General features: G+C 64.3%; 22 protein-coding genes and 1 pseudogene. 7 read left to right on the top strand and 16 right to left on the bottom strand.

What is annotated here, in order from left to right:
- Positions 1-77: 77 nt before the first annotated feature.
- The 4 genes from prpF to prpB all read right to left on the bottom strand — a co-directional run bounded on the left by prpF (position 78) and on the right by prpB (position 6,067).
- Positions 78-1,268 carry a 2-methylaconitate cis-trans isomerase PrpF gene (prpF, locus tag AC1RQG_RS25510; RefSeq protein ID WP_493135832.1) on the bottom strand — a complete coding sequence of 397 codons (1,191 nt, stop codon included), beginning with the start codon at positions 1,266-1,268 and terminating at the stop codon, positions 78-80.
- Positions 1,269-1,347: 79 nt separating this feature from the next.
- Positions 1,348-3,942 (bottom strand): Fe/S-dependent 2-methylisocitrate dehydratase AcnD, encoded by a 2,595-nt coding sequence (gene acnD, locus AC1RQG_RS25505; RefSeq protein WP_493135830.1) that lies wholly within the window; start codon positions 3,940-3,942, stop codon positions 1,348-1,350.
- Positions 3,943-3,954: 12 nt separating this feature from the next.
- Complete coding sequence (gene prpC / locus AC1RQG_RS25500) at positions 3,955-5,109, bottom strand: bifunctional 2-methylcitrate synthase/citrate synthase (protein WP_182161519.1); 1,155 nt, start codon at positions 5,107-5,109, stop codon at positions 3,955-3,957.
- Between the two features lie 70 nt (positions 5,110-5,179).
- The gene (gene prpB, locus AC1RQG_RS25495; protein WP_493135828.1) at positions 5,180-6,067 is read right to left on the bottom strand and encodes a methylisocitrate lyase; all 888 of its coding nucleotides are present in this window, start codon (positions 6,065-6,067) and stop codon (positions 5,180-5,182) included.
- 277 nt (positions 6,068-6,344) lie between these two features.
- On the opposite strand from prpB, the gene prpR reads away from it, so the two are divergent.
- A complete protein-coding gene (gene prpR, locus AC1RQG_RS25490; protein WP_493135826.1) occupies positions 6,345-8,084 on the top strand; it encodes a propionate catabolism operon regulatory protein PrpR in 1,740 nt (579 codons plus the stop codon).
- A gap of 75 nt (positions 8,085-8,159) precedes the next feature.
- Positions 8,160-8,855 (top strand): VIT1/CCC1 transporter family protein, encoded by a 696-nt coding sequence (locus tag AC1RQG_RS25485; protein WP_493135824.1) that lies wholly within the window; start codon positions 8,160-8,162, stop codon positions 8,853-8,855.
- A 93-nt stretch (positions 8,856-8,948) separates the two neighbouring features.
- Here AC1RQG_RS25485 and AC1RQG_RS25480 read toward each other — a convergent pair whose 3' ends face one another.
- Positions 8,949-10,415, bottom strand: coding sequence for an aminotransferase-like domain-containing protein (locus tag AC1RQG_RS25480; protein WP_493135822.1), 1,467 nt, complete (start codon positions 10,413-10,415; stop codon positions 8,949-8,951).
- 9 nt (positions 10,416-10,424) lie between these two features.
- Positions 10,425-11,009: a LysE family translocator gene (locus AC1RQG_RS25475; protein WP_493135820.1), complete on the bottom strand. Its 585-nt coding sequence runs from the start codon at positions 11,007-11,009 to the stop codon at positions 10,425-10,427.
- A 250-nt stretch (positions 11,010-11,259) separates the two neighbouring features.
- Here AC1RQG_RS25475 and AC1RQG_RS25470 point away from each other — a divergent pair, with 250 nt between their 5' ends.
- Positions 11,260-11,769: a DUF6328 family protein gene (locus AC1RQG_RS25470; RefSeq protein WP_493135818.1), complete on the top strand. Its 510-nt coding sequence runs from the start codon at positions 11,260-11,262 to the stop codon at positions 11,767-11,769.
- Here AC1RQG_RS25470 and AC1RQG_RS25465 read toward each other — a convergent pair.
- The 3 genes from AC1RQG_RS25465 to clpS form a co-directional block, all read right to left on the bottom strand.
- On the bottom strand, positions 11,688-12,308 hold the full coding sequence (locus AC1RQG_RS25465) for a serine acetyltransferase (RefSeq protein ID WP_493135816.1): 621 nt from the start codon (positions 12,306-12,308) through the stop codon (positions 11,688-11,690). The two genes, AC1RQG_RS25470 and AC1RQG_RS25465, sit on opposite strands and share 82 nt — an antisense overlap.
- Positions 12,309-12,474: 166 nt before the next feature.
- Positions 12,475-14,775: an ATP-dependent Clp protease ATP-binding subunit ClpA gene (gene clpA / locus AC1RQG_RS25460; protein ID WP_493135814.1), complete on the bottom strand. Its 2,301-nt coding sequence runs from the start codon at positions 14,773-14,775 to the stop codon at positions 12,475-12,477.
- On the bottom strand, positions 14,772-15,074 hold the full coding sequence (clpS, locus tag AC1RQG_RS25455) for an ATP-dependent Clp protease adapter ClpS (RefSeq protein ID WP_182156907.1): 303 nt from the start codon (positions 15,072-15,074) through the stop codon (positions 14,772-14,774). Before clpS ends, clpA begins: the two co-directional genes overlap by 4 nt.
- A gap of 323 nt (positions 15,075-15,397) precedes the next feature.
- Between clpS and cspE the strand changes: the two genes are divergently transcribed.
- On the top strand, positions 15,398-15,601 hold the full coding sequence (cspE, locus tag AC1RQG_RS25450; protein ID WP_008446468.1) for a transcription antiterminator/RNA stability regulator CspE: 204 nt from the start codon (positions 15,398-15,400) through the stop codon (positions 15,599-15,601).
- Positions 15,602-15,774: 173 nt separating this feature from the next.
- On the opposite strand, the gene icd is transcribed toward cspE, so the two are convergent.
- Complete coding sequence (icd, locus tag AC1RQG_RS25445) at positions 15,775-17,028, bottom strand: NADP-dependent isocitrate dehydrogenase (RefSeq protein ID WP_493135812.1); 1,254 nt, start codon at positions 17,026-17,028, stop codon at positions 15,775-15,777.
- Between the two features lie 218 nt (positions 17,029-17,246).
- Here icd and AC1RQG_RS25440 point away from each other — a divergent pair, with 218 nt between their 5' ends.
- Together AC1RQG_RS25440 and AC1RQG_RS25435 are read left to right on the top strand one after the other, a co-directional pair.
- On the top strand, positions 17,247-17,819 hold the full coding sequence (locus AC1RQG_RS25440; protein WP_493135810.1) for a pseudouridine synthase: 573 nt from the start codon (positions 17,247-17,249) through the stop codon (positions 17,817-17,819).
- Positions 17,820-17,884: 65 nt separating this feature from the next.
- Positions 17,885-18,199, top strand: a complete 315-nt coding sequence (locus AC1RQG_RS25435) for a hypothetical protein (RefSeq protein ID WP_493135808.1) — start codon at positions 17,885-17,887, stop codon at positions 18,197-18,199.
- A 192-nt stretch (positions 18,200-18,391) separates the two neighbouring features.
- Here AC1RQG_RS25435 and rpsT read toward each other — a convergent pair whose 3' ends face one another.
- Entirely contained in the window at positions 18,392-18,658 is a 267-nt protein-coding gene (rpsT, locus tag AC1RQG_RS25430) for a 30S ribosomal protein S20 (protein ID WP_182161499.1), read from the bottom strand.
- A 288-nt stretch (positions 18,659-18,946) separates the two neighbouring features.
- Here rpsT and murJ point away from each other — a divergent pair, with 288 nt between their 5' ends.
- On the top strand, positions 18,947-20,497 hold the full coding sequence (gene murJ / locus AC1RQG_RS25425; protein WP_493135803.1) for a murein biosynthesis integral membrane protein MurJ: 1,551 nt from the start codon (positions 18,947-18,949) through the stop codon (positions 20,495-20,497).
- A 69-nt stretch (positions 20,498-20,566) separates the two neighbouring features.
- On the opposite strand, the gene AC1RQG_RS25420 is transcribed toward murJ, so the two are convergent.
- The 5 genes and pseudogenes from AC1RQG_RS25420 to AC1RQG_RS25400 all read right to left on the bottom strand — a co-directional run.
- Entirely contained in the window at positions 20,567-21,046 is a 480-nt protein-coding gene (locus AC1RQG_RS25420; protein WP_493135801.1) for an FxDxF family PEP-CTERM protein, read from the bottom strand.
- A gap of 219 nt (positions 21,047-21,265) precedes the next feature.
- The gene (locus AC1RQG_RS25415; RefSeq protein WP_493135799.1) at positions 21,266-22,012 is read right to left on the bottom strand and encodes a type II secretion system protein; all 747 of its coding nucleotides are present in this window, start codon (positions 22,010-22,012) and stop codon (positions 21,266-21,268) included.
- Entirely contained in the window at positions 21,978-22,352 is a 375-nt protein-coding gene (locus AC1RQG_RS25410; RefSeq protein WP_493135797.1) for a type II secretion system protein, read from the bottom strand. The genes AC1RQG_RS25415 and AC1RQG_RS25410 overlap by 35 nt, the downstream gene beginning before the upstream one ends.
- Positions 22,353-22,357: 5 nt before the next feature.
- A complete protein-coding gene (locus AC1RQG_RS25405) occupies positions 22,358-22,846 on the bottom strand; it encodes a type II secretion system protein (RefSeq protein ID WP_493135795.1) in 489 nt (162 codons plus the stop codon).
- A pseudogene (locus AC1RQG_RS25400) lies at positions 22,846-23,053 on the bottom strand (hypothetical protein); the annotation flags it as partial. The gene AC1RQG_RS25405 and the pseudogene AC1RQG_RS25400, both read right to left, overlap by 1 nt.

Genomic DNA, 23,053 nt, shown 5'->3' with positions numbered 1-23,053 from the left:
ACGCTGAAAACACAGACGAAAAAAAAGCGCCGCAACAGCGGCGCCATGGTGCAGTGCAGCGTGAAGCAGTGCAGCGCTTAGAAGCTGTCGCCCGGCACCCGCACCCAGCCCTCCATCAGCACGCGCGCGCTGCGGCTCATGATGGCCTTGGTGACGCTCCACTCGCCATTCACCTGGCTGGCCTCCGCGCCCACGCGCAGGGTGCCCGACGGGTGGCCGAAGCGCACCGCGTTGCGGGCACCGCCGCCGGCCGCCAGATTCACCAGCGTGCCGGGGATGGCGGCCGCCGTGCCGATGGCCACGGCCGCCGTGCCCATCATCGCATGGTGCAGCTTACCCATCGACAGCGCCCGCACCAGCAGGTCCACGTCGGCCGCCGCCACCTGCTTGCCGCTGGAGGACACGTAGTCCTTGGGCGCGGCCACGAACGCCACCTTGGGCGTGTGCTGGCGCTTGGCCGCCTCGTCCAGTTCCTTGATCAGGCCCATGCGCAGCGCGCCGTGGGCGCGGATGGTTTCGAACATGGCCAGCGCCTTGGCGTCGCCGTTGATGGCGTCCTGCAGCTCGGTGCCCGTGTAGCCGATCGCCTCCGCGTTGACGAAGATGGTGGGGATGCCGGCGTTGATCATGGTGGCCTTGAGCATGCCCACGCCGGGCACTTCCAGGTCGTCGACCAGGTTCCCGGTCGGGAACATGGAGCCGCCGCCGCCCTCCTCGTCGGCCGCCGGGTCCATGAATTCAAGCTGCACCTCGGCCGCCGGGAAGGTCACGCCATCGAGTTCGAAGTCGCCCGTCTCCTGCACCTCACCGTTCGTGATCGGCACGTGGGCGATGATGGTCTTGCCGATGTTGGCCTGCCACACGCGCACGGTGGCCATGCCGTTCTGCGGAATGCGGGCCGGGTCCACCAGGCCGCCGCTGATGGCGAACGCGCCCACGGCGGCCGACAGGTTGCCGCAGTTGCCGCTCCAGTCCACGAAGGCCTTGTCGATCGACACCTGGCCGAACAGGTAGTCGACGTCGTGGTCGGCCTTGCTGCTCTTGGACAGGATCACGGTCTTGCTGGTGCTCGACGTGGCGCCGCCCATGCCGTCGATCTGCTTGCCGTACGGGTCGGGGCTGCCGATCACGCGCAGCAGCAGCGCGTCGCGCGCGGCGCCCGGCACTTGCGCCGCTTCGGGCAGGTCTTGCAGGCGGAAGAACACGCCCTTGCTGGTGCCGCCACGGATGTAGGTGGCGGGGACTTTGATCTGTGGTACGTGGGTCATGATGATGTATTCCTAAAAAGAGACAGGCGGTACGTCGCCGTACCGCCTGCCGTGCCGAACGATCAGCCCTGGGCGCGCATTACGCGGCCTTGGACGATTCCAGGAAGTCCTGCGCGAAACGCTGCAGCACGCCGCCCGCTTCGTAGATCGACACCTCCTCGGCCGTGTCGAGGCGGCAGATCACGGGCACGTTCACCTGCGAACCATCGCGGCGGTGGATCACCAGCGTGAGGGTGGCGCGCGGGGTGCGCTCGCCGACCACGTCGTAGGTCTCGGTGCCGTCGATGTTGAGCGTGTTGCGGTTCACGCCGGGCTGGAACTCCAGCGGCAGCACGCCCATGCCCACCAGGTTGGTGCGGTGGATGCGCTCGAAGCCCTCGGCCACGATCGCCTCCACGCCGGCCAGCCGCACGCCTTTGGCGGCCCAGTCACGCGAGGAACCCTGGCCATAGTCGGCGCCGGCCACCACGATCAGCGGCTGCTTGCGCTCCATGTAGGTCTCGATGGCTTCCCACATGCGCATCACTTTGCCTTCCGGTTCCACGCGCGCCAGCGAGCCGGCCTTGACCTTGCCGTCTTCCAGCACCATCTCGTTCTTCAGCGTCGGATTGGCGAAGGTGGCGCGCTGCGCCGTCAGGTGGTCGCCGCGGTGGGTGGCGTAGGAGTTGAAGTCCTCCTCCGGCAGGCCCATCTTGGCCAGGTAGGCGCCGGCCGCGCTGTCGAGCATGATGGCGTTCGACGGCGACAGGTGGTCGGTGGTGATGTTATCGCCCAGCACCGCCAGCGGACGCATGCCCTTGAGCGTGCGCTCGCCGGCCAGTGCGCCTTCCCAGTATGGCGGACGGCGGATGTAGGTGCTCGGCGCGCGCCATGCGTACAACGGGCTGACCTTGACGCCATCGTCGGCCTGCTTGGCGAACATGGGGATGTAGACCTGGTTGAACAGGGCCGGCTTGACGCTGGAGGCGACCAGCGCGTCGATCTCCTCGTCCGACGGCCAGATGTCCTTCAGCGTGACAGGGTTGCCTTGCGCATCGTGGCCCAGCACATCCTTTTCGATGTCGAAGCGGATGGTGCCGGCGATGGCGTAGGCCACCACCAGCGGCGGCGAGGCCAGGAAAGCCTGCTTGGCGTACGGGTGGATGCGGCCGTCGAAGTTGCGGTTGCCCGACAGGACGGCGGTGGCGTACAGGTCGCGCTCCACCACTTCCTTCTGGATCACCGGATCGAGCGCGCCGGACATGCCGTTGCAGGTGGTGCAGGCATAGGCGACCACGCCGAAGCCCAGCTTCTCCAGGTCGTCCATCAACTTCGCTTCTTCCAGGTACAGCGTGACGGCTTTGGAGCCTGGCGCCAGCGAGCTCTTGACCCATGGCTTGCGGGTCAGGCCGCGCGCGTTGGCGTTGCGGGCCAGCAGGCCGGCGGCGATCATGTTGCGCGGGTTGTTGGTGTTGGTGCAGCTGGTGATGGCGGCGATGATGACGGCGCCGTCGGGCATCTTGCCAGGCTCGTTCTCCACCTTGCCGCTGATGCCGCGCGCGGCCAGCTCGGAGGTCGGCACACGCTTGTGCGGATTGGACGGGCCGGCGATGTTGCGCACCACGGTCGACAGGTCGAACTTGAGCACGCGCTCGTATTCGGCCGCCTTGAGGGTGTCGCCCCACAGGCCGGTCTGTTTCGCGTACTGCTCCACCAGCTTGACCAGTGCATCGTCGCGGCCGGTCAGCTTCAGGTACTTGATGGTCTGCTCGTCGATGTAGAACATGGCCGCCGTGGCGCCGAATTCGGGCGCCATGTTGGCGATGGTGGCGCGGTCGCCCAGCGTCAGCGCGGACGCGCCCTCGCCGTAGAACTCCAGGTAGGACGACACCACTTTTTCCTTGCGCAGGAATTCGGTCAGCGCCAGCACCGTGTCGGTGGCGGTGATGCCCGGTTGCGGTTTGCCGCTCAGCTCCACGCCGATGATGTCGGGCAGGCGCATCCACGAGGCGCGGCCCAGCATCACGCTTTCCGCTTCCAGGCCGCCCACGCCGACGGCGATCACGCCCAGCGCGTCGACCATCGGGGTGTGCGAGTCGGTGCCCACCAGCGTGTCCGGATAGGCCACGCCGTCGCTCACCTGCACCACGGGCGACATGCGTTCCAGATTGATCTGGTGCAGGATGCCGTTGCCGGGCGGGATCACATCGACGTTCTTGAACGCCTTCTTGGTCCAGTCGATGAAGTGGAAGCGGTCCTCGTTACGACGGTCCTCGATGGCGCGGTTCTTGGTGAACGCGTCGGGATCGAAACCGCCGCACTCGACGGCCAGCGAGTGGTCGACCACCAGCTGGGTCGGCACCACGGGGTTGACCATGGCGGGGTCGCCGCCCTGCTGGGCGATGGCGTCGCGCAGGCCGGCCAGATCCACCAGCGCCGTCTGGCCCAGGATGTCGTGGCACACCACGCGCGCGGGGAACCAGGGGAAGTCCAGGTCGCGCTTGCGTTCGATCAGCTGCGACAGCGACGCGTTCAGCGTGGCCGGATCGCAGCGGCGCACCAGGTTTTCGGCCAGCACACGCGAGGTGTACGGCAGCTTGTCGTAGGCGCCCGGCTGGATCGCGTCGACAGCGGCGCGCGCGTCGAAGTAATCGAGCTTGGTGCCCGGCAGGTTCTTGCGGAATTGAGTGTTCATATTCGCTTCCTGTTACTTGCGGTCGGAGATAGGCACGAATTGCAGATCGTCAGGGCCGACGTAGTTGGCGCTCGGGCGGATGATCTTGTTGTCGATGCGCTGCTCGATGATGTGGGCGGCCCAGCCCGAGGTGCGCGAGATGACGAACAGCGGCGTGAACATGGCGGTCGGCACACCCATCATGTGGTACGACACGGCCGAGAACCAATCCAGGTTGGGGAACATCTTCTTCACTTCCCACATCACCGATTCCAGGCGTTCGGCGATGTCGAACATCTTGGTCGAACCGGCTTCCTTGGACAGGTTGTGCGCCACTTCCTTGATCACCACGTTGCGCGGGTCGGAGATGGTGTACACGGGGTGGCCGAAGCCGATCACCACTTCCTTGTTGGCCACGCGGTTGCGGATGTCCGCTTCGGCTTCGTCCGGGTTCTCGTAGCGCTTCTGGATCTCGAACGCGAACTCGTTGGCGCCGCCGTGCTTGGGACCGCGCAGCGCGCCGATGGCGCCGGTGATGGCCGAATAGATGTCCGAACCCGTGCCGGCGATGACGCGGCCGGTGAAGGTGGAGGCGTTGAACTCGTGCTCAGCGTACAGGATCAGCGAGGTGTGCATGGCCTTGACCCACGACTCGGATGGCTTCTCGCCGTGCAGCAGGTGCAGGAAGTGGCCGCCGATCGAGTCGTCGTCCGTTTCCACTTCGATGCGCTTGCCGTTGTGGCTGAAGTGGTACCAGTACAGCAGCATGGAACCGAACGATGCCATCAGGCGGTCGGCGATGTCGCGCGCGCCGGGCACGTTGTGGTCATCTTTTTCAGGCAGGGTGCAACCGAGCACGGACACGCCGGTGCGCATCACGTCCATCGGGTGGGCCGACGCCGGCAGCGCTTCCAGCGCCGACTTGACCGACTGCGGCAGGCCGCGCAGCGATTTCAGTTTGCCCTTGTAGCCTTTCAGTTCAGCGGCCGTCGGCAGCTTGCCGTGCACCAGCAGGTAGGCGATTTCCTCGAACTCGCAGGTGTTGGCCACGTCCAGGATATCGTAGCCACGGTAGTGCAAATCGTTGCCGGTCTTGCCGACGGAGCACAGCGCGGTGTTACCGGCGGTCACGCCCGACAGGGCAACGGATTTCTTGGGCTTGAAGGTGGCGACTTGTTCAGCACTCATTTGATCTCTCCAGATGTTCTATGTTTGTGTTTGCGATTGCGGTGAAAGGCGATGCCTGTTATTCCTGCGGTTACTTCTTCTGCGCCTGGAACAGCGCGTCGAGCTTCTGCTCGAAGCTGTGGTAGTTGATGCGCTCGTACAGTTCCATGCGGGTCTGCATGGTGTCGACCACATTCTTCTGGGTGCCGTCGCGGCGGATCGCGCCGTAGACGTTTTCGGCCGCCTTGTTCATGGCGCGGAAGGCCGACAGCGGATACAGCACCAGACCCACGTCGGCGCCGCGCAGCTCGTCCACCGTGTACAGCGGGGTCGAACCGAATTCAGTGATATTGGCCAGCACCGGCACCTTGACGGCCTTGGCGAACTGCGAATACATCGGCAGATCGGTGATCGCCTCCGGGAAGATCATGTCGGCACCCGCCTCGACGCAGGCGATGGCGCGTTCCAGGGCCGATTCCAGGCCTTCCACGGCCAGCGCGTCGGTGCGCGCCATGATGACGAAGTTCTCGTCGGTGCGCGCGTCCACGGCGGCCTTGATGCGGTCGACCATCTCCTGCTTGGTGACGATTTCCTTGTTCGGACGGTGGCCGCAGCGCTTGGCGCCGACCTGGTCCTCGATGTGCATGGCGGCCGCGCCGAACTTGATCATGGACTTGACGGTGCGCGCCACGTTGAAGGCGGAGGAACCGAAGCCGGTGTCCACGTCCACCAGCAGCGGCAGGTCGCACACGTCGGTGATGCGGCGCACGTCGGTCAGCACGTCGTCCAGATTGGTGATGCCCAGGTCGGGCAGGCCCAGCGAACCGGCCGCCACGCCGCCACCGGACAGGTAGATGGCCTTGAAGCCGGCGCGCTTGGCCAGCAGGGCGTGGTTGGCGTTGATGGCGCCCACCACCTGCAGCGGGGATTCTTCTTGTACGGCTTTGCGGAATGCGGCACCGGCGGAATATTGGCTCATGTCAGACCTTTCGTTGTGCGTGTGTGCTTGCGGTTGGTTGCGGTTGCTTGCGGCTAGTTGCGCGTTGGCGCGTTGCGAACAGGTATTGCAAGGGACGTGCCAACGGGCATCGGGGCGGCGCGCCGCAGCGAAAACCCAGCAAAATCAAACACTTGGCGCCAGGCCTGGACGCCAGATGCTTGAGTATGCAAGCATCTGGCGTTGCAGCGGCGTTGCGCGCACGTTTCAAATCGTTTCACAGTGAAACATTGGAACGCGATTGGCGTACAATGGCCGCATGCGCCACTCCACTCCCCTGCCCCTCGACAACACCGACAAGCCCGTGATCTGGACCGTGTCGGTGTCGCGCCTGTTCGACCTGTTCCGCGACATCACGCTCGAATACGACGACCTGGCCACCATCGAACCGATCAACCTGGGCTTCGACGAAGCGGCCCGCCACATCCGCGAACGGATGGCCACCGAGCGTTGCGACGCCGTGATCGCGGCCGGCTCCAACGCCGCCTACCTGAAAGGCCGGCTGTCGGTGCCGGTGGTGATCGCCAAGGCCAGCGGTTTCGATGTGATGCAGGCGCTGGCGCGCGCACGCCGGGTGTCCGAGCGCATCGGCGTGATCACCTACCAGGAACCGATGCCGGAGCTGGCCGAATTCGCCGCCACCTTCGGCTTCGACATCGTGCAGCGCACCTACGCCACCGAGGAGGATGCGCGTGCGCAGATCAACGAACTGAAAGCGGCCGGCATCCAGGCCATCGTCGGCGCGGGCCTGATCACCGACCTGGCCGAGGAGGCGGGATTGACCGGCGTGTTCGTCTACTCGGCCGCCTCGATCCGGCAGGCGTTCGACGACGCGCTGGAGATGGCCCGCCTGACCCAGCTCGAAGCGAACCGCAGCCGGCGCGTGGTGGTGGCCGACACGCTGCGCGCCAAGCATGGCATCAACGACCTGCGCGGCGAGTCGGCCGCGATGGAAGCGCTGCGCCAGACCGTGGTGCTGTACGCGAAGTCGCCGGCCACGGTGCTGATCCAGGGCGAGACGGGCTGCGGCAAGGAACTGGTGGCGCAAGCCATCCACCGCGAAAGCCCGCGCATCCTGGGCCAGAACCGGCCGTTCGTGGCCGTCAACTGCGGCGCCATCGCCGAATCGCTGCTGGAGTCCGAACTGTTCGGCCACGAGGAAGGCGCGTTCACGGGCGCGCGCCGGGGCGGCCACGCGGGCTTGTTCGAGGCGGCCAACCGGGGCACCCTGTTCCTCGACGAGATCGGCGAAATGCCGCTCACGCTGCAAACGCGGCTGCTGCGGGTGCTGGAGGAACGCGAAGTGGTGCGGGTGGGCGGCACGCGTCCGATCGCCGTCAACGTGCGCATCATCAGCGCCACCCACTGCGACCTGGAACAGCGCGTGCGCGACGGGCGCTTCCGGGCCGACCTGTTCTACCGGCTGGCCGTGCTGCGGCTGTCGCTGCCGCCGCTGCGCGCGCGCGGGGACGACGTGATCGGCCTGGCCGAATGGTCGCTCAAGAACGCGCTGGCGGCGCTGGGTGCGCGGCCGCATCCCAATCTGCACGCCGAGATCATGGCCTGCGCGCCGCTGCTGCGCCAGTACGACTGGCCCGGCAACGTGCGCGAGCTGCGCAACCTGACGGAACGGCTGGCCCTGTTCCTGGCGGCCGAACCGTTGCAGGCGCTCACGCCCACCTTCGTGCAGAACGTGGCGCCGGAACTGCTGCCGCGCACGGGAACAGGAGGCGGGCTGGATGGCGCCATGCTTCCACAGGCAATGCATCCGGCCTTGATGCCGGCTCACGGCGCCGTCCCGCATGCCGTGCTGCCCGGCTCCGGCCCGGCCGCGCCGTTCACCGCGCCCCTCCCGACACCCTCACCTATCCCGGCGGAATCGGCGACGGCCGTACTGGCCCGCTTCGGCGGACGGCGCGACGCCGCCGCCGACTACCTGGGCATCAGCCGCACCACACTGTGGCGCAAGCTGCGCGCGGAGAGCGGCCGGGAAGTATGAGAAACCGGTCAAGTTGAAGTAGCATGAATTCACCTGGCAGACGCTGCCAGATGAATCACAGCCGAAAGGACATCTATGCGCAGAGTGCACCGGGAACAGCACAAGCTTGAGAATATTGGATGGCTACGCGCGGCAGTATTAGGGGCGAACGACGGAATTGTATCGACGGCCAGCTTAATATTGGGCGTCGCTGCCTCGCACGCCAACCAGTCCAGTATCTTGATTGCAGGCGCGGCGGGTGTCGTGGCAGGTGCCATGTCCATGGCCACTGGTGAATACATCTCGGTGCAATCACAAGCAGACACTGAAGCTGCCGCACTGGAAACAGAAAAGCATGAGCTCCATACCACCCCTGCCAGCGAACTTCTCGAGCTGTCTGCCATCTACGTCGCGCGCGGTTTGGATGCGCCACTCGCAAAGCAGGTGGCGGAGCAGCTCATGGCGCATGACGCACTTGGCGCCCACGCACGGGACGAACTGGGCATCACCGAATCGATGAGCGCACGTCCGCTTCAGGCTGCTTTCGCTTCCGCCGCCAGCTTCGCGGCTGGCGCACTCATGCCGCTCATTGCGACACTGTTACTGCCCTCCTATGGCTTAATTCCTGGCGTGGTCGTGGCGTCGCTTGTATTCCTGGCGCTGCTGGGTGGCCTTGCGGCCTATGCTGGTGGCGCACGCATCACCACTGGCGTCGCGAGGGTCACTTTTTGGAGCGCTTTATCGATGGCCCTATCCGCCGGAATAGGGACTTTACTCGGTACTGTCGTATAGACCACTGCAAGTCTTGGGCCGATGTTTCCCGGTTGGGATAGCGACCTCGATTCCGCCGCCTGACACCAACACCCTGCGAACTTGCTCTGACATTCAGGACTTGTCCGCGATGCTGGCGGCGCCGCTGGCGCGGGCCAGGCTTGAGCGCGCGCCCGCCACCGCGCGCAGGCGTTCCTCAAGGTAGGCGCTCACGCGGGGATGCTGGCTGAAGGCGACGTTGAAACGGATGTGCTGGTCGGGCGTGTCGTTGGCCGAGAACGCGGCGCCGCGCATCAGCAGGATCTTGTTGCGGTAGGCGTCCTGCACCAGCAAGTCCACGTCCAGCCCTTCGGGCATGGTGCCCCACAGGAAAATCCCCGCGTCGCCGGGCTGCTCGAACAGCACGCCGGCCGCGCTCAGTTGCCGCGTGCTGGCATTGCGCGCCGCCATGATCTTGCGTTGCAGTCGGTCCAGGTGCTTGCGCAGGTTGCCGGCCTTGAGCACTTCCAGCAGCACGTATTCGTTCAGCGCAGGCAAGGTCATGATGGCGTGGATCTTGGTCCGCATCAGCAGCTTGAGCAGCGCGGGCGCCGCAGCCAGATAGCCCATGCGCAGGGCCGGGCTCAGCGCCTTGCACAGGCTGGAGTAGTAGATCACGCCGTCCAGTCCGGACAGCGATGCCAGCCGCGCGCTGTGACCCTGCTGGAAATGGCCGTGCACGTCGTCTTCGGCGATCAGGAAGCCATACTGCTGCGCCATGTTCAGCACCTTGTGCAGGTTGGCGGCGCTGCTGCTCCAGCCGGTGGGATTGTGCAGCGCCGTCTGCACGAACAGCAGGCGCGGACGGTGGGCGCGGCAGGCGGCTTCCAGTTCGTCCAGATCGAGGCCATCGGGGCGGCGCTTGATGGGCACCAGGCGCACGCCGTCCTGGCGCAGCCTGCCGAACATCAGGAAATAGCCGGGGTCTTCCACCAGCACCGTATCGCCGGGCTGCAGGAACGTGCGGCAGATCAGATCGATGGCATGGGTGGCGCCGAACGTGGTGAGGATGTGGCCGGCGTCGGCGGCGATGCCGATGCCGCGCAACAGCAGCGCGATCTGCTCGCGCAGTTCGGCCAGCCCTTGCGGCGGACAACGCGAGGCCATGCCGGCCGCGCTGCGGGCCAGGCCACGTTGCACGGCGGCCGCCGGCAGCGCCTCCTGCAGCCAGGTGGGCGGCAAGGCGCCGCTGCTGGCAAGGATCACACCCGGCCGCTGGTCGTTGACTTGCTGGATCAGCCAGACCGGCTCCTGCTCCTGGCCCGCTTCCAGCGCCACCTCGTCGGGAATGGCGCGGTCGCTGTCAGGTGTTGCGCAGACAAAGAAGCCCGCCGTGCCGTGCGTGCCGATGACGCCTGCCGCCACCAGCCTGTCATATGCCACCACCACGGTGTTGGTGCTCACCGCGAGCTGCGTGGCGAGTTGACGGATCGACGGCAGCTTGGCCCCGCCAGGCAGGATGCGTTGCGCGATCTGCTGGCGCAAAGCGGTCTCGATCTGCTTGAACAGGGCGATGGGCGAGGAGCGGTCGATGGGGAGCATGGCGGAAGTCTAGCGTAAAAACATCACGGCGAGGAACAGCAGGACGGCCCCCATCGTCAGATTGAATATGCGCTGGTTGCGGGACGCTTGCAGCACGCTGCGGATCGAGACGCCGAACAGTGCCCACATGGCATTGCACGGCATGCCGACCATGGTGCCGATCACGGACACCAGCAGCGCGCTGGCGAACATGTTGCCCTGAGCGGGCATGAAGACCGAGGCCATGGTGATCGCCTTGAGCCAGCTCTTGGGGTTCAGCGCCTGGAACAGTGCGGCCTGCATCAACGACACGGCCCTCGGCGCGCTGGCTCCCGCCACCGAGGTGCCCGTCAACTTCCAGGCCAAAAACATCAGGTACAGCGCGCCTGCGATCCGCAATACCTGCTGCGCCAGCGGGTACGCGACGAACACGCTGCCCAGCCCCACGCACATGAGCATGGTCTGCACGAAGATCCCGACCTGGATGCCGAGGATCACCGGCAGCGCACCGCGATAGCCGAAATTGGCGCCGGTGGTGGCAAGCATGACGTTGTTCGGCCCGGGCGTGGCGGACATCACAAAGCAATAGCTCATCAGGGGAAGGAGTTCGGTCATGGTATGCGGTGGCAGCGTTGAGAAGGCCCCAGTCTAGGAGCGCCGCACAGCACGGACAAGGCACAAGGCGGCGCCTGCAAGCACATGCTGTATCAGTCGAACGACTGCTACAGCGGCGGACGCCTGTCACAGCTTGGCCTTCAATCGTGCGCGGCCTAAGCTAAAGAGGCGAGTCCGTGCGCATCGTGCGGGCCAATGAAGCCGGGGCGCGATGCAAAGCCTATATGAACCCAATTCGCTGAAAGAGCAGATGCGCAACGTGATCGAGGAGGCGCGCATGGTGCTGCCCGGCATACAGGCGCTGTTCGGGTTCCAGACGATTGCCGTGTTCAACCAGCGCTTCCTCGACCTGCCCGACGCGATGCAAATCTGCCACCTGCTGGCATTGGCGCTGGTGGTGCTGTCCATCGCGCTGGCGATGGCGCCAGCGGCCTATCATCGCATCGTCGAATCGCACCAGGTGTCGGAACGCACCGTCAGCGTGTGCTCGTGGCTGATCTGCGCCGCGCTGGCGCCGTTGGCGGGCGGGCTGTCGCTCGATATGGCTGTGGTGCTCTACCTGGTCGTTCCATCCTATTGGGGCAGCGCCGCGGGTGCCGCCGGCACGCTGGCGCTGTTGCTGGGACTGTGGTTCGGTTTCCCGCTTCATGCCCGTCGGCGGCGTCACCAGCAAAGGGCTTATTCAACAACCGGGTTCATGACATCGGGTTCGCAGGGGCATTTCACGACCGACGCCGGATTACCGATCACCAGACTATAAGGGGCCACGCTCTCGGTCAGGAAGACGCCTGCGGCAATACGGCTGCCACGCCCCACCGTCACACCGCCAACGATGACCGCATGGGGACCAATCCAGACGTCATCCTCGATAATCGGATAGCCTACGACGCGGCTGCCATCGGCAGCGATGCGGTCCTTACGGCCCAACGTCACACCATGAAACAGCGTCACGTTTCGTCCGATCCGCGCCCCTTCGCTCACCACCAGCCCCCAGCCATGGGTGATGCACAACCCCGCACCAACTTGAGTTCGCCAAGGAAAGTCCATTGCCGCGAGGTGGGTGGCGAATCGATGCACGAGCAACATCAACGGCAGGGCCCAACGGATGACTGCTGGGCCGCCCGCCAGGGCCTGGCATAAACGCAAAGTCAAAACGGGGCGCAAGGTGCGGTTGAGCAACGCGCCCTTGCAAACTTGAAACCAGCGCCTTACGCCGGTCTTCCGAAAGGTGTCGGACTGCAATAACCATTGCACTCCGCGTCGTTCGCGTTCAGCGAGAAATGGCGTCTCTGTCGGCATGCGTCCCCTGCAAAATTATTCAAAACATAATAATTATAGCATTTCATGCATCGGTGGAGATGGTACGCCGGTGGCCGCTTTTGGTCGGGCCGTGCACAAGGCAAACGGCCACTCAGCCCGCCGCCCGGCCGGGCGGCGGAAACTGAATGGCCATTTATAGGAAAGATTATTCCACTTCCACCGTCTCCGGCGGCGGCGTCGGCGCGGCGTCCGATTCCGGGAATTCCAGCTTGACCTGGTCTTTGTCGTCCAGGTCCACCGTCACCCGGCCGCCCGTGACCAGACGGCCGAACAGCAGTTCGTCGGCCAGCGCCTTGCGGATCATGTCCTGGATCAGGCGCGACATCGGGCGGGCGCCCATCAGCGGGTCGAAGCCCTTCTTGGCGAGGAACTTGCGCAGCTTCTCGGTGAAGATGGCTTCCACCTTCTTCTCGTGCAGCTGCTCTTCCAGCTGCATCAGGAACTTGTCGACCACGCGCAGGATGATCTCCTCGTCCAGCGCGCGGAAGCTGATGGTGGCGTCGATGCGGTTGCGGAACTCAGGCGTGAACATGCGCTTGATGTCTGCCATCTCGTCGCCGGCCTGCTTGGTGGTGGTGAAGCCGATCGACGTCTTCTGCAAGCTCTCGGCGCCCGCGTTGGTGGTCATGATGATGATCACGTTGCGGAAGTCGGCCTTGCGTCCGTTGTTGTCGGTCAGCGTGCCATGGTCCATCACCTGCAGCAGGATGTTGAAGATGTCCGGATGGGCCTTCTCGATCTCGTCCAGCAGCAGCACGGCGTGCGGCTTCTTGGTGATGGCTTCGGTAAGCAAACCACCCTGGTCGAAGCCCACGTAGCCGGGCGGTGCGCCGATCAGGCGGCTCACGGCGTGGCGCTCCATGTACTCGGACATGTCGAAGCGGATCAGCTCGATGCCGAGGATGAAGGCCAGCTGCTTGGCCACTTCCGTCTTGCCGACGCCGGTGGGGCCGGAGAACAGGAAGGAGCCGATCGGCTTGTCGGTCTTGCCCAGGCCCGCGCGCGCCATCTTGATGGCCGAGGCCAGCGCTTCGATGGCGGGGTCCTGCCCGAACACGACGTTACGCAGGTCGCGGTCGATGGTCTGCAGCTTGCTGCGGTCGTCCTGGTTGACGGTCTGCGGCGGGATGCGCGCGATCTTGGAGATGATGTCCTCGATCTCGGTCTTGCCGATGGTCTTCTTCTGCTTCGATTTCGGCAAGATGCGCTGCGCGGCGCCGGCCTCGTCGATCACGTCGATGGCCTTGTCGGGCAGGTGGCGGTCGTTGATGAAGCGGGCCGCCAGCTCGGCCGCCGTCGACAGCGCCGACGACGAATACTTGACGCCGTGGTGCTCCTCGAAGCGCGACTTGAGGCCGCGCAGGATCTGCACGGTCTGCTCGACGGTCGGTTCGTTCACGTCCACCTTCTGGAAGCGTCGGCTCAGCGCGTGGTCCTTCTCGAACACGCCGCGGAACTCCGTGTACGTGGTGGCGCCGATGCATTTGAGCTGGCCGTTGGCCAGGGCCGGCTTGAGCAGGTTGGACGCGTCCAGCGTGCCGCCCGAGGCCGAGCCGGCGCCGATGATGGTGTGGATCTCGTCGATGAACAGGATGCCGTTCGGGTTGTCCTTGAGCTGCTTGAGCACGGCCTTCAGGCGCTGCTCGAAGTCGCCGCGGTACTTGGTGCCGGCCAGCAGCGCGCCCATGTCGAGCGAATAGACGACGGCGTGCTGCAGGATGTCGGGCACGTCGTTCTGCGTGATGCGGTAGGCCAGGCCCTCGGCGATGGCGGTCTTGCCCACGCCGGCCTCGCCCACCAGCAGCGGGTTGTTCTTGCGGCGGCGGCACAGCACCTGGATCACGCGGTCGACCTCGTCCTCGCGGCCGATCAGCGGATCGATCTTGCCCTCGGCGGCGGCCTTGTTGAGGTTCTGGGTGAACTGGTCGAGCGGGCTTTCCTTCTGCTGGCCATCGGATGGCGCGCCCTCTTCCACGCCTTCGGACGCCTTGGCGCTCTCCGATGCCTGGTCCTTGCGCACGCCGTGCGAGATGAAGTTGACCACGTCCAGCCGCGTCACGCCCTGCTGGTGCAGGTAGTACACGGCGTGCGAGTCCTTCTCGCCGAAGATGGCCACCAGCACGTTGGCGCCCGTCACTTCCTTCTTGCCGTTGGAGGCGGACTGCACGTGCATGATGGCGCGCTGGATCACGCGCTGGAAACCGAGCGTGGGCTGGGTGTCCACCTCGCCCGTGCCCGGCACGGTGGGCGTGTTATCGCCGATAAAGTTGGTCAGCGTCTTGCGCAAGTCCTCGATGTTGACGGCGCAGGCGCGCAACACTTCAGCCGCCGACGGGTTGTCCAGCAACGCCAGCAGCAAGTGCTCGACGGTGATGAATTCATGCCGTGCCTGTCGGGCTTCGACAAACGCCATGTGCAAACTTACTTCTAATTCCTGCGCGATCATACTTCCTCCATCACACACTGCAGGGGGTGGCCTGCCTTGCGCGCATGCGTTAAAACGAACTCCACTTTGGTACAGGCTATGTCCTTGGAAAACACGCCACACACGCCCTTGCCGTGCTGGTGCACGCTGAGCATGATTTGCGTGGCCGTCTCTCTGTCCTTGTTGAAATACTCCTGGATGATGGCGACGACGAATTCCATCGGCGTGTAGTCATCATTGAGCAGCGCCACCTGGTAGAGAGGTGGCGGCTTCAGCGTTTGCCGCTCCAGCAGGGTTTCAGTGTCATGCTTGGTTGCCATACGCTTATATTCTAATGCTTTCGGGTTTGATGCAATGCGCATTTCTCAGCGCATATCCAATTGTTGTCCATCTTACGCGCTTTCTCATCCCCGCGCAGATGGCGCCCGGGGCGTGGAATTCAAGAGTTGTTTTTGTGCCAATTGTCTTAAAAATAGCAAAAGCCCCTCGAAAGCGCTTGACTTTAAAAATCCACGCGCTAACAATGCGTTATCGACTCTGTGCAGAACTGTACAAGTTGATAAGAAGTGAGGCGTGAGGAGGGGGCAAGAAGCTTCTTGCCTTTATGGCTCGTGTGATCAGTTTTTATTTGAAAGTTCTTTTTATGGCAACAGGTACTGTTAAGTGGTTCAATGATTCCAAAGGTTTTGGCTTCATCACTCCAGATGACGGCGGTGAGGATTTGTTCGCTCACTTCTCCGCGATCAACATGAACGGTTTCAAGACCCTCAAAGAAGGTCAAAAAGTTCAGTTCGAAGTCACGCAAGGCCCTAAAGGCAAGCAAGCTTCCAACATCCAGTCGGCGTAAGCGCCCACTACGGAAGTCGAAAACCCCGCCCAGCGGGGTTTTTTTTCGTCCCGCCGCCGGGCCGGTTGTTGCGCCGGCGTCACGTCCCCTCCCCGCGCCCAGCAAAAAGCCCCGCCTCTCGCGAGGACGGGGCTTGCGGGCGGTACGGCGCGGACCGCGCCGACGCGCCGATGTTACATGTTTGCGATCATCACGTCGCCGAAGCCCGAGCACGACACCTGGGTCGCGCCTTCCATCAGGCGCGCGAAGTCGTAGGTGACGCGCTTGGAGGCGATCGATTTCTGCATCGAGTCGATCACCAGGTCGGCCGCCTCGGTCCAGCCCATGTGGCGCAGCATCATCTCGGCCGACAGGATCAGCGAACCGGGGTTCACATAGTCCTTGCCCGCGTATTTCGGCGCGGTGCCGTGGGTGGCTTCGAACATGGCCACCGAGTCCGACAGGTTGGCGCCCGGCGCGATGCCGATGCCGCCCACCTGGGCCGCCAGCGCGTCCGAGATGTAGTCGCCGTTCAGGTTCAGCGTGGCGATCACGCTGTACTCGGCCGGACGCAGCAGGATCTGTTGCAGGAATGCGTCAGCGATCGAATCCTTGACCGTGATCTCGCGGCCGGTCTTGGGATTCTTGAACTTGCACCATGGGCCGCCATCGATCAGCTCGGCGCCGAATTCCTTCTGGGCCAGTTCGTAGGCCCAGTCGCGGAAGCCGCCTTCCGTGTACTTCATGATGTTGCCCTTGTGAACGATGGTCACCGATGGCTTGTCATTGTCGATCGCGTACTGGATCGCCTTGCGCACCAGGCGCTGGGTGCCCTGGCGCGACACGGGCTTGATGCCGATGCCCGACGTTTCCGGGAAGCGGATCTTGGTCACGCCCATTTCCTTGACCAGGAAGTCGATCAGTTTCTTGGCGCTGTCCGAACCTTCGGCCCACTCGATGCCGGCGTAGATGTCTTCCGAGTTTTCGCGGAAGATCACCATGTCGGTCTTCTCCGGCTCTTTCACCGGCGAAGGCACGCCCGTGAAGTAGCGCACGGGGCGCAGGCAGACGTACAGGTCGAGCTGCTGGCGCAGCGCCACGTTGAGCGAACGGATGCCGCCGCCGACCGGCGTGGTCAGCGGGCCCTTGATGGACACGACGAAATCTTTCAGCACTTGCAGCGTCTCTTCCGGCAGCCACACGTCGGGGCCGTACACGGAGGTCGACTTTTCGCCGGCGTAGATTTCCATCCAGCTGATCTTGCGCTTGCCGCCATAGGCTTTGGCCACGGCCGCGTCGATCACTTTGATCATCACGGGGCTGATGTCGACGCCGGTGCCGTCACCCTCGATGTAGGGAACGATGGGGTTATCTGGTACATTCAGGGAAAAATCGGCATTGACGGTGATTTTCTGGCCGTCAGCAGGTACTTTGATATGTTGATACATCGTGTTCTCCGAAGTGGACGCTCGGCAAGCGACAACGTCGTTGCGCTTCCAGGGCATGATCTGCAATCTGATTTCTTACCAATTTACAACGGTTTTTTCTCAGTCTTCTATAAGACATAAGACAGGCGTTTCACATTATGCACCAGTATTTTGCCAGGCGCTATGGCTTTTTCGTCGCCGGCGACTAAGCCTACACCACAATCGATCCTCAAATAAATATGTCTTTGATACTATTCAACAAGCCGTTTCAGGTTCTGTGCCAGTTCTCGCCGCAGGAAGGACGCCCGACCCTGGCCGACTACCTGCACATCCCCAACATCTACCCGGCCGGCCGGCTCGACGCCGACAGCGAAGGCTTGCTGCTGCTGACCGACGACGGCAAGCTGCAGCACGACATCGCCCACCCCGACCACAAGCAACCGAAGACCTATCTGGTGCAGGTGGACGGCGTGCCCGACGCGGACAGCCTGGCCAGGCTGCAGGCGCCGATCGACCTGGGCGACTTCACCACCCAGCCGTGCAAGGCCGTGCGCATCGCCGAGCCGGAATGGCTGTGGCCGCGCAATCCGCCGATCCGCCAACGTGCCGACCAGCCCACCAGTTGGCTGGCCATCACGCTGCAGGAGGGCAAGAACCGCCAGGTGCGGCGCATGACGGCGGCCGTCGGCCTGCCCACGCTGCGGCTGGTGCGCAGCGCCATCGGCGCCATTTCGCTGGCCAGCCATCCGCTGATGCCGGGCGAATGGCGGGCCGTGACGCCGGCCGAACTGACCGGCGCGGACCCACGCTGAGCGTGCCGGTCATCATGCGGTGCAACAAAAAATTTTCAGAGAATCTGCAATTATTTTGAAAAATCATGTCAACCGACAATTTCCCGGCCCCGTTAAGGAGAGCAGATTCACTTGAATCCCTGTTTTCTTCAACCGCCAAAGGAACTGAAATGTCTAAAATCATCGCTGCTCTGGTTGCATCCCTGTTCGCCGCTTCCGCTTTCGCCGCTGCACCAGCATCGGCGTCCGCTGCCGCTTCCGCTCCTATGGCTTCCGCTGCCTCGGCATCCGCTTCGGCTGAAGCCGCTGCGCCTGCGAAGAAAGCCAAGAAAGCCAAGAAAGCCAAGAAAGCAGCTGCAGCATCGGCTTCCGCTGAAGCCTCGGCACCAGCCGCCAAGTAATCTTTCCGGCTCCATCAAAAAGGCAGGCGCGTCCTGCCTTTTTTTACGCCCGTCGCCGGCGCATCAACACTGCGACGCGCACCACCATCGCGCATGAACTGCGCGCGCAAACGACAAAACCCGCGCTGACCGGAGGTCAGGCGGGTTCTTGCTGTACTCCCTGTTGCGGCCGCGGCCGCAAGCAGCAGGAAATTAAGCGGACAGTGCTTTCAGGGCAGCTGCCAGACGGCTCTTGTGGCGAGCGGCCTTGTTTTTGTGGATGATCTTCTTGTCGGCGATGCTGTCGATGGTCGACACGGATGCCTGGAAGATAGCGGTCGCAGCCGCTTTGTCGCCACCCTGGATGGCCTTGCGGACCGCTTTGATCGCGGTGCGCAGGGTCGAACGCTGGGACGAGTTGTGTGCGTTTTGCTTAACTGCTTGACGAGCGCGTTTGCGCGCTTGTGCGGTATTTGCCATGGAATTTCCTAAATCAGGGTCAAAGTGCGTTTGCAAACATTATTGTTTGCCAAACAGGTGCGTTCAGTGCAGCTGCCGAACCATGTGAGTCAAACTACTGCCTGCCAAACATTAGTGTCTGCGTAACAGAATTCTGTACAGCCTTCGATTATAGCGATGTTTTTCAACCGGAGCAATTCAAAAAATCAGAAAATTGCATGACGCCACGAGCCAACCGGGGTCGCCAACGCCAACTATTCTAGCGCGCCATGCGCGTGGGCACTATTGCAACCGTTATAATCTCGGCCCATGAACTTGCTCAAAACCCTGGCTGGCATCTCCAGCATGACCCTGCTCTCGCGTGTGACTGGCCTGTTGCGCGAAACCCTGTTCGCGCGCGCCTTCGGCGCCGGCGCCTACACCGACGCCTTCATCGTCGCCTTCCGCATCCCCAACCTGCTGCGCCGCCTGTTCGCCGAGGGCGCGTTCTCGCAGGCGTTCGTGCCCATCCTGTCCGAGTACAAGACCCAGCACGGCCAGGAGGCGAGCAAGACGCTGGCCGACCACGTGGCCAACACGCTGGTGTGGGCCACCTTGCTGGTGAGCGTGGCCGGCATCCTCGGCGCCCCTGTGTTCGTGTACCTGATCGCCACCGGCCTGCGCGCCGAACCGGGCGCCTTCGACGCGGCCGTGTGGATGACGCGCCTGATGTTCCCTTATATTAGTTTCATGTCCTTCGTGGCGCTGGCCGGCGGCATCCTCAACACCTGGCGCGAGTTCAAGATACCGGCCTTCACGCCGGTGCTGCTGAACCTGTCGTTCATCACCGCCTCGCTGTTCCTGCAGTCGCATCTGGCGCAACCGATCTACGCCATGGCCATCGCCGTGTTCGTCGGCGGCGTGCTGCAGGTGGGCATGCAGATCCCGGCCCTGGTGCGCATCGGCATGCTGCCGCGCCTGTCGCTGAACCCGGCCGCCGGCCTGGGCGACCCCGGCGTGCGCCGCGTGCTCAAGAAGATGGGGCCGGCCGTGTTCGCCGTGTCGGCGGCCCAGATCAGCCTGATGATCAACACCAGCATCGCCTCGCGGCTGGCCGAGGGCAGCATTTCCTGGCTGTCGTACGCGGACCGGCTGATGGAGTTCCCCACCGCCATGCTGGGCGTGGCGCTGGGCACCATCCTGCTGCCCAGCCTGTCCAAGGCCAACGCCGATGGCGACACCGCGGAATACTCGAACCTGCTCGACTGGGGCCTGCGCCTGACCTTCCTGCTGGCGCTGCCGTCGGCCGTGGGCATGGCCACGCTGGCCGAACCGCTGATCACCACGCTGTTCCACTACGGCAAGTTCTCGGACCACGCGGCCGTCATGTCGGCCCGCCCGCTGATCGCCTACAGCGTCGGCCTGCTCGGCATCATCCTGGTCAAGACGCTGGCGCCGGCGTTCTACGCGCGCCAGGACATCCGCACCCCGGTCAAGATCGCCGTCGGCGTGCTGGTGGCCACCCAGGCGATGAATATGCTGTTCGTGCCCTACATCGCCGTGGCCGGTCTGGCGCTGTCGATCGGGCTGGGCGCGTGCGTGAACGCCGGCTTCCTGTACACGGGCTTGCGCAGGCGCGGCATCTACCATCCGCTGCCGGGCTGGGGCTGGTTCTTCGTGCGCGTGGCGCTGGCCTGCGCCGTCATGGGCGCGACCGCCTGGTACAGCGCCAGCCTGGTGGACTGGCTGGGCATGCAACACCACGTGCTGCTGCGCGCCGGCGCCCTGGCGCTCGTGATCGGCGTCAGCGGCGCCGTCTATTTCGGCGCCCTGCTGGCCATGGGCTTCCGCCTGCGCGACTTCAAGCGCATCACGCGCTGAGGCGCGGCCGGACGCCGGACGCAAAAAAACCCGCCGCGGCGGGTTTTTTTTATTGCAGCTTGCGGCGTATCAAGCCGACTTCTTGGCCTTGCGGCGGGCCACGACGCCCATCAGCGCCAGGCCGCCCAGCAGCATGCCATAGGTTTCTGGTTCAGGGACGGCCGACACGTTGTAGGTGCCGCTGTAGTTGGCGCCTGCATAAGCGGTGCCTGCCAGGTCCAGCACGAACGGGCCAACGCCGTTGTATTCCACGCCGAAGAACTTCAGGCTGCCGATGGACAAGGTCTGGCCCAGCGTGCCGTTCAGGTTGGAGTTGACGGCATCGAAGCTCAGGTTCTGGCCGGAAACGGTCAGGCCGATGTTGTAGGTGCCAGCGCCCAGGTTGCCCAGGGTGATCAGGTCGTGACCACCGGACAGGATGCCATCACCGACGTCGGCCGTGAAAACGTGGGTCTGACCGTCAGCGATGATGCTCAGGGTCTGGTCGCCGGCCGAAGCGGAGAACGAGGCTGCGGCTAACAAGCCTGCAACGATATATTTCAATTTCATGAGGAAAATCCCTAAAAAATGAACTTGGTTGCGCTTGCGCCAACCAATGGGTTAATGGGGTACCGCTGTTCGCAATAGTAGCATATTTGCACTAATTCATCTTGTAAATTTTCCATTTTGGATTATTTTTTGTCAACATATCGTATGGCGAGAAAAGCATTTCTATAGCGCACTACTTTCGTGACAATAGGTGATTTTTACGGACCTGCCGCGTGAACGTTATTGATGGTCGGCCGCTTGCGGCGCCGCTTCCGCCGGCGCCGCAGGCGGTTCGGCCGGCGCCACCGGCGCGCCGTTGTCGGAGGGCGGCGCCGGGGCCGGCGCTGCGGACGGCGCGGCGGACGGTGCCGCCGAGGGCGCCGACGCGGCCGGCTGGCCGCTGGCCGGGCCGTAGCCCTGCTTGAGCGGAATCGAAGGTTGCGCGGGCGCCACAGGCGCGGCGGTGGCCGGCTTGCCCGTCAACGTGAATTTCCAGTCCGAAATGTGCGCCCTGCCCTCGAAGGCCTGGAACCGGGTGGGGAAGTTGCCGACCTTGACGGGACGCGCGTCCGACAGGCTGTACACGGCCACGATGCCGCCCTTGCCATCGCCCTTGCCTTCGGCATCGCCCAGCCGCACCAGGCCCCACTCGGCCTTGCCGGTGATGGGGTCGACGAAAATCCTGCGCAGGTGGCGGCGGGTGCCGGGAAAGCGCGGGTCCTTCAGCAAATCCTTGAGCGAGGCCGGCTGCGCGGGCTGGCCGGACGGGGTGGCGCCCGCATAGCTTTGCAGCGCATCGCTGAACGCGGCCCCGATGTAGAGCAGCTCGCGCTCGGCCCGGCTGCGTTGCAGCACGCTGCCCACCTTGAGCGTGGTGGCCGTGACCAGGCCGATGATGGCCACCAGCACGATCACGCTCAGGTAGGTGAAGCCGCCCTGCGCGGCCGCCCCGCTACCACTCGCTGTATGGTTTGCCGCTGCGGTCATTGCCGGGCGCTCCGCTCCTGATGGTGTAGACCCCGCCCTTGCTGCCATCCTCGGGCGGCAGCACGATCCAGGTGGTGGTGCTGTCCGTGATCGGGTCCACGGGCATCTCGCGCAGATACTTCTTCTCCACCAGTTGTTCCAGCGAGTCCGGATAGCGGCCGGTGTCGCCGTAATACTGGTCGATCACGCCGCGCAGGTTGCGCAGGTTATCGGCCAGCACGATCTCCTTGGACTTGTCGATGCTGGGGAAGTAGCGCGGCACGGCCAGCGTCAGCATCAGCGCCACGATGCCCAGCACCACCAGCAGCTCGATCAGCGTGAAGCCGGCCGCGCGCTTCATGCGGCTCACCATTTGCGGTACGGGATGCCGTTCAGGCCCACCCGCTCACTGGTGCTGTACACGTCGTACACATCCTCGCCCTCCTTCGGCTCGTCCGCCTCGCTGGCGTAGCTGCGCTTGCCCCAGGACGCGGCGTCGCTGGCGGCCGTGTCGGGATTGAACGGATCACGCGGCACGCGGCGCAGGAAGTAGATCTTGCTGCGCTTGGGATTGCGCAGATCGGGCACGCCATCGACCAGCACCTCCAGCGTCTTCGGATAGCCGTTCGAGGCCATCGTCTTGGCGATGCGGCCATCGTCGTATGCTTGCTTGTAGGCGTCGATCGCCTCGCGGATCTCGTGCAGCGCGTAGCGTAAGTCCTGTTCCTGGCGGCGCTGTATCGTCACCTGCGCGGCCGGGATCACGAGGGTGCCCAGCAGGCCAAGGATGGCCAGCGTGACCAGCAGTTCGATCAGCGTGAAGCCGCCGCGCCGCGCGGGCCGCATGGAAGCCATCACTGTCCCTGCGCGCGCGCCGGCACGGCCGGCGGCGCCGTCTCCGGCACGGGCACGGCGACGGGAACGGCCACCGGCACCGGCTGCGCGGCCGACGGCGGCAGTGGCCCCGGCTGCGCTTGCGAAGGCGGCGGCGACACCATCTGCGCAGGCGCGGCCACGGCGGCGGGCCCAGGCTGCGGCGCGACGACGTTGGCCGCGCCGGCC

The sequence above is a fragment of the Rugamonas sp. GW822-FHT03B10 genome (assembly GCF_058801745.1).
This window is presented reverse-complemented; position numbering and strand designations above follow the sequence as displayed.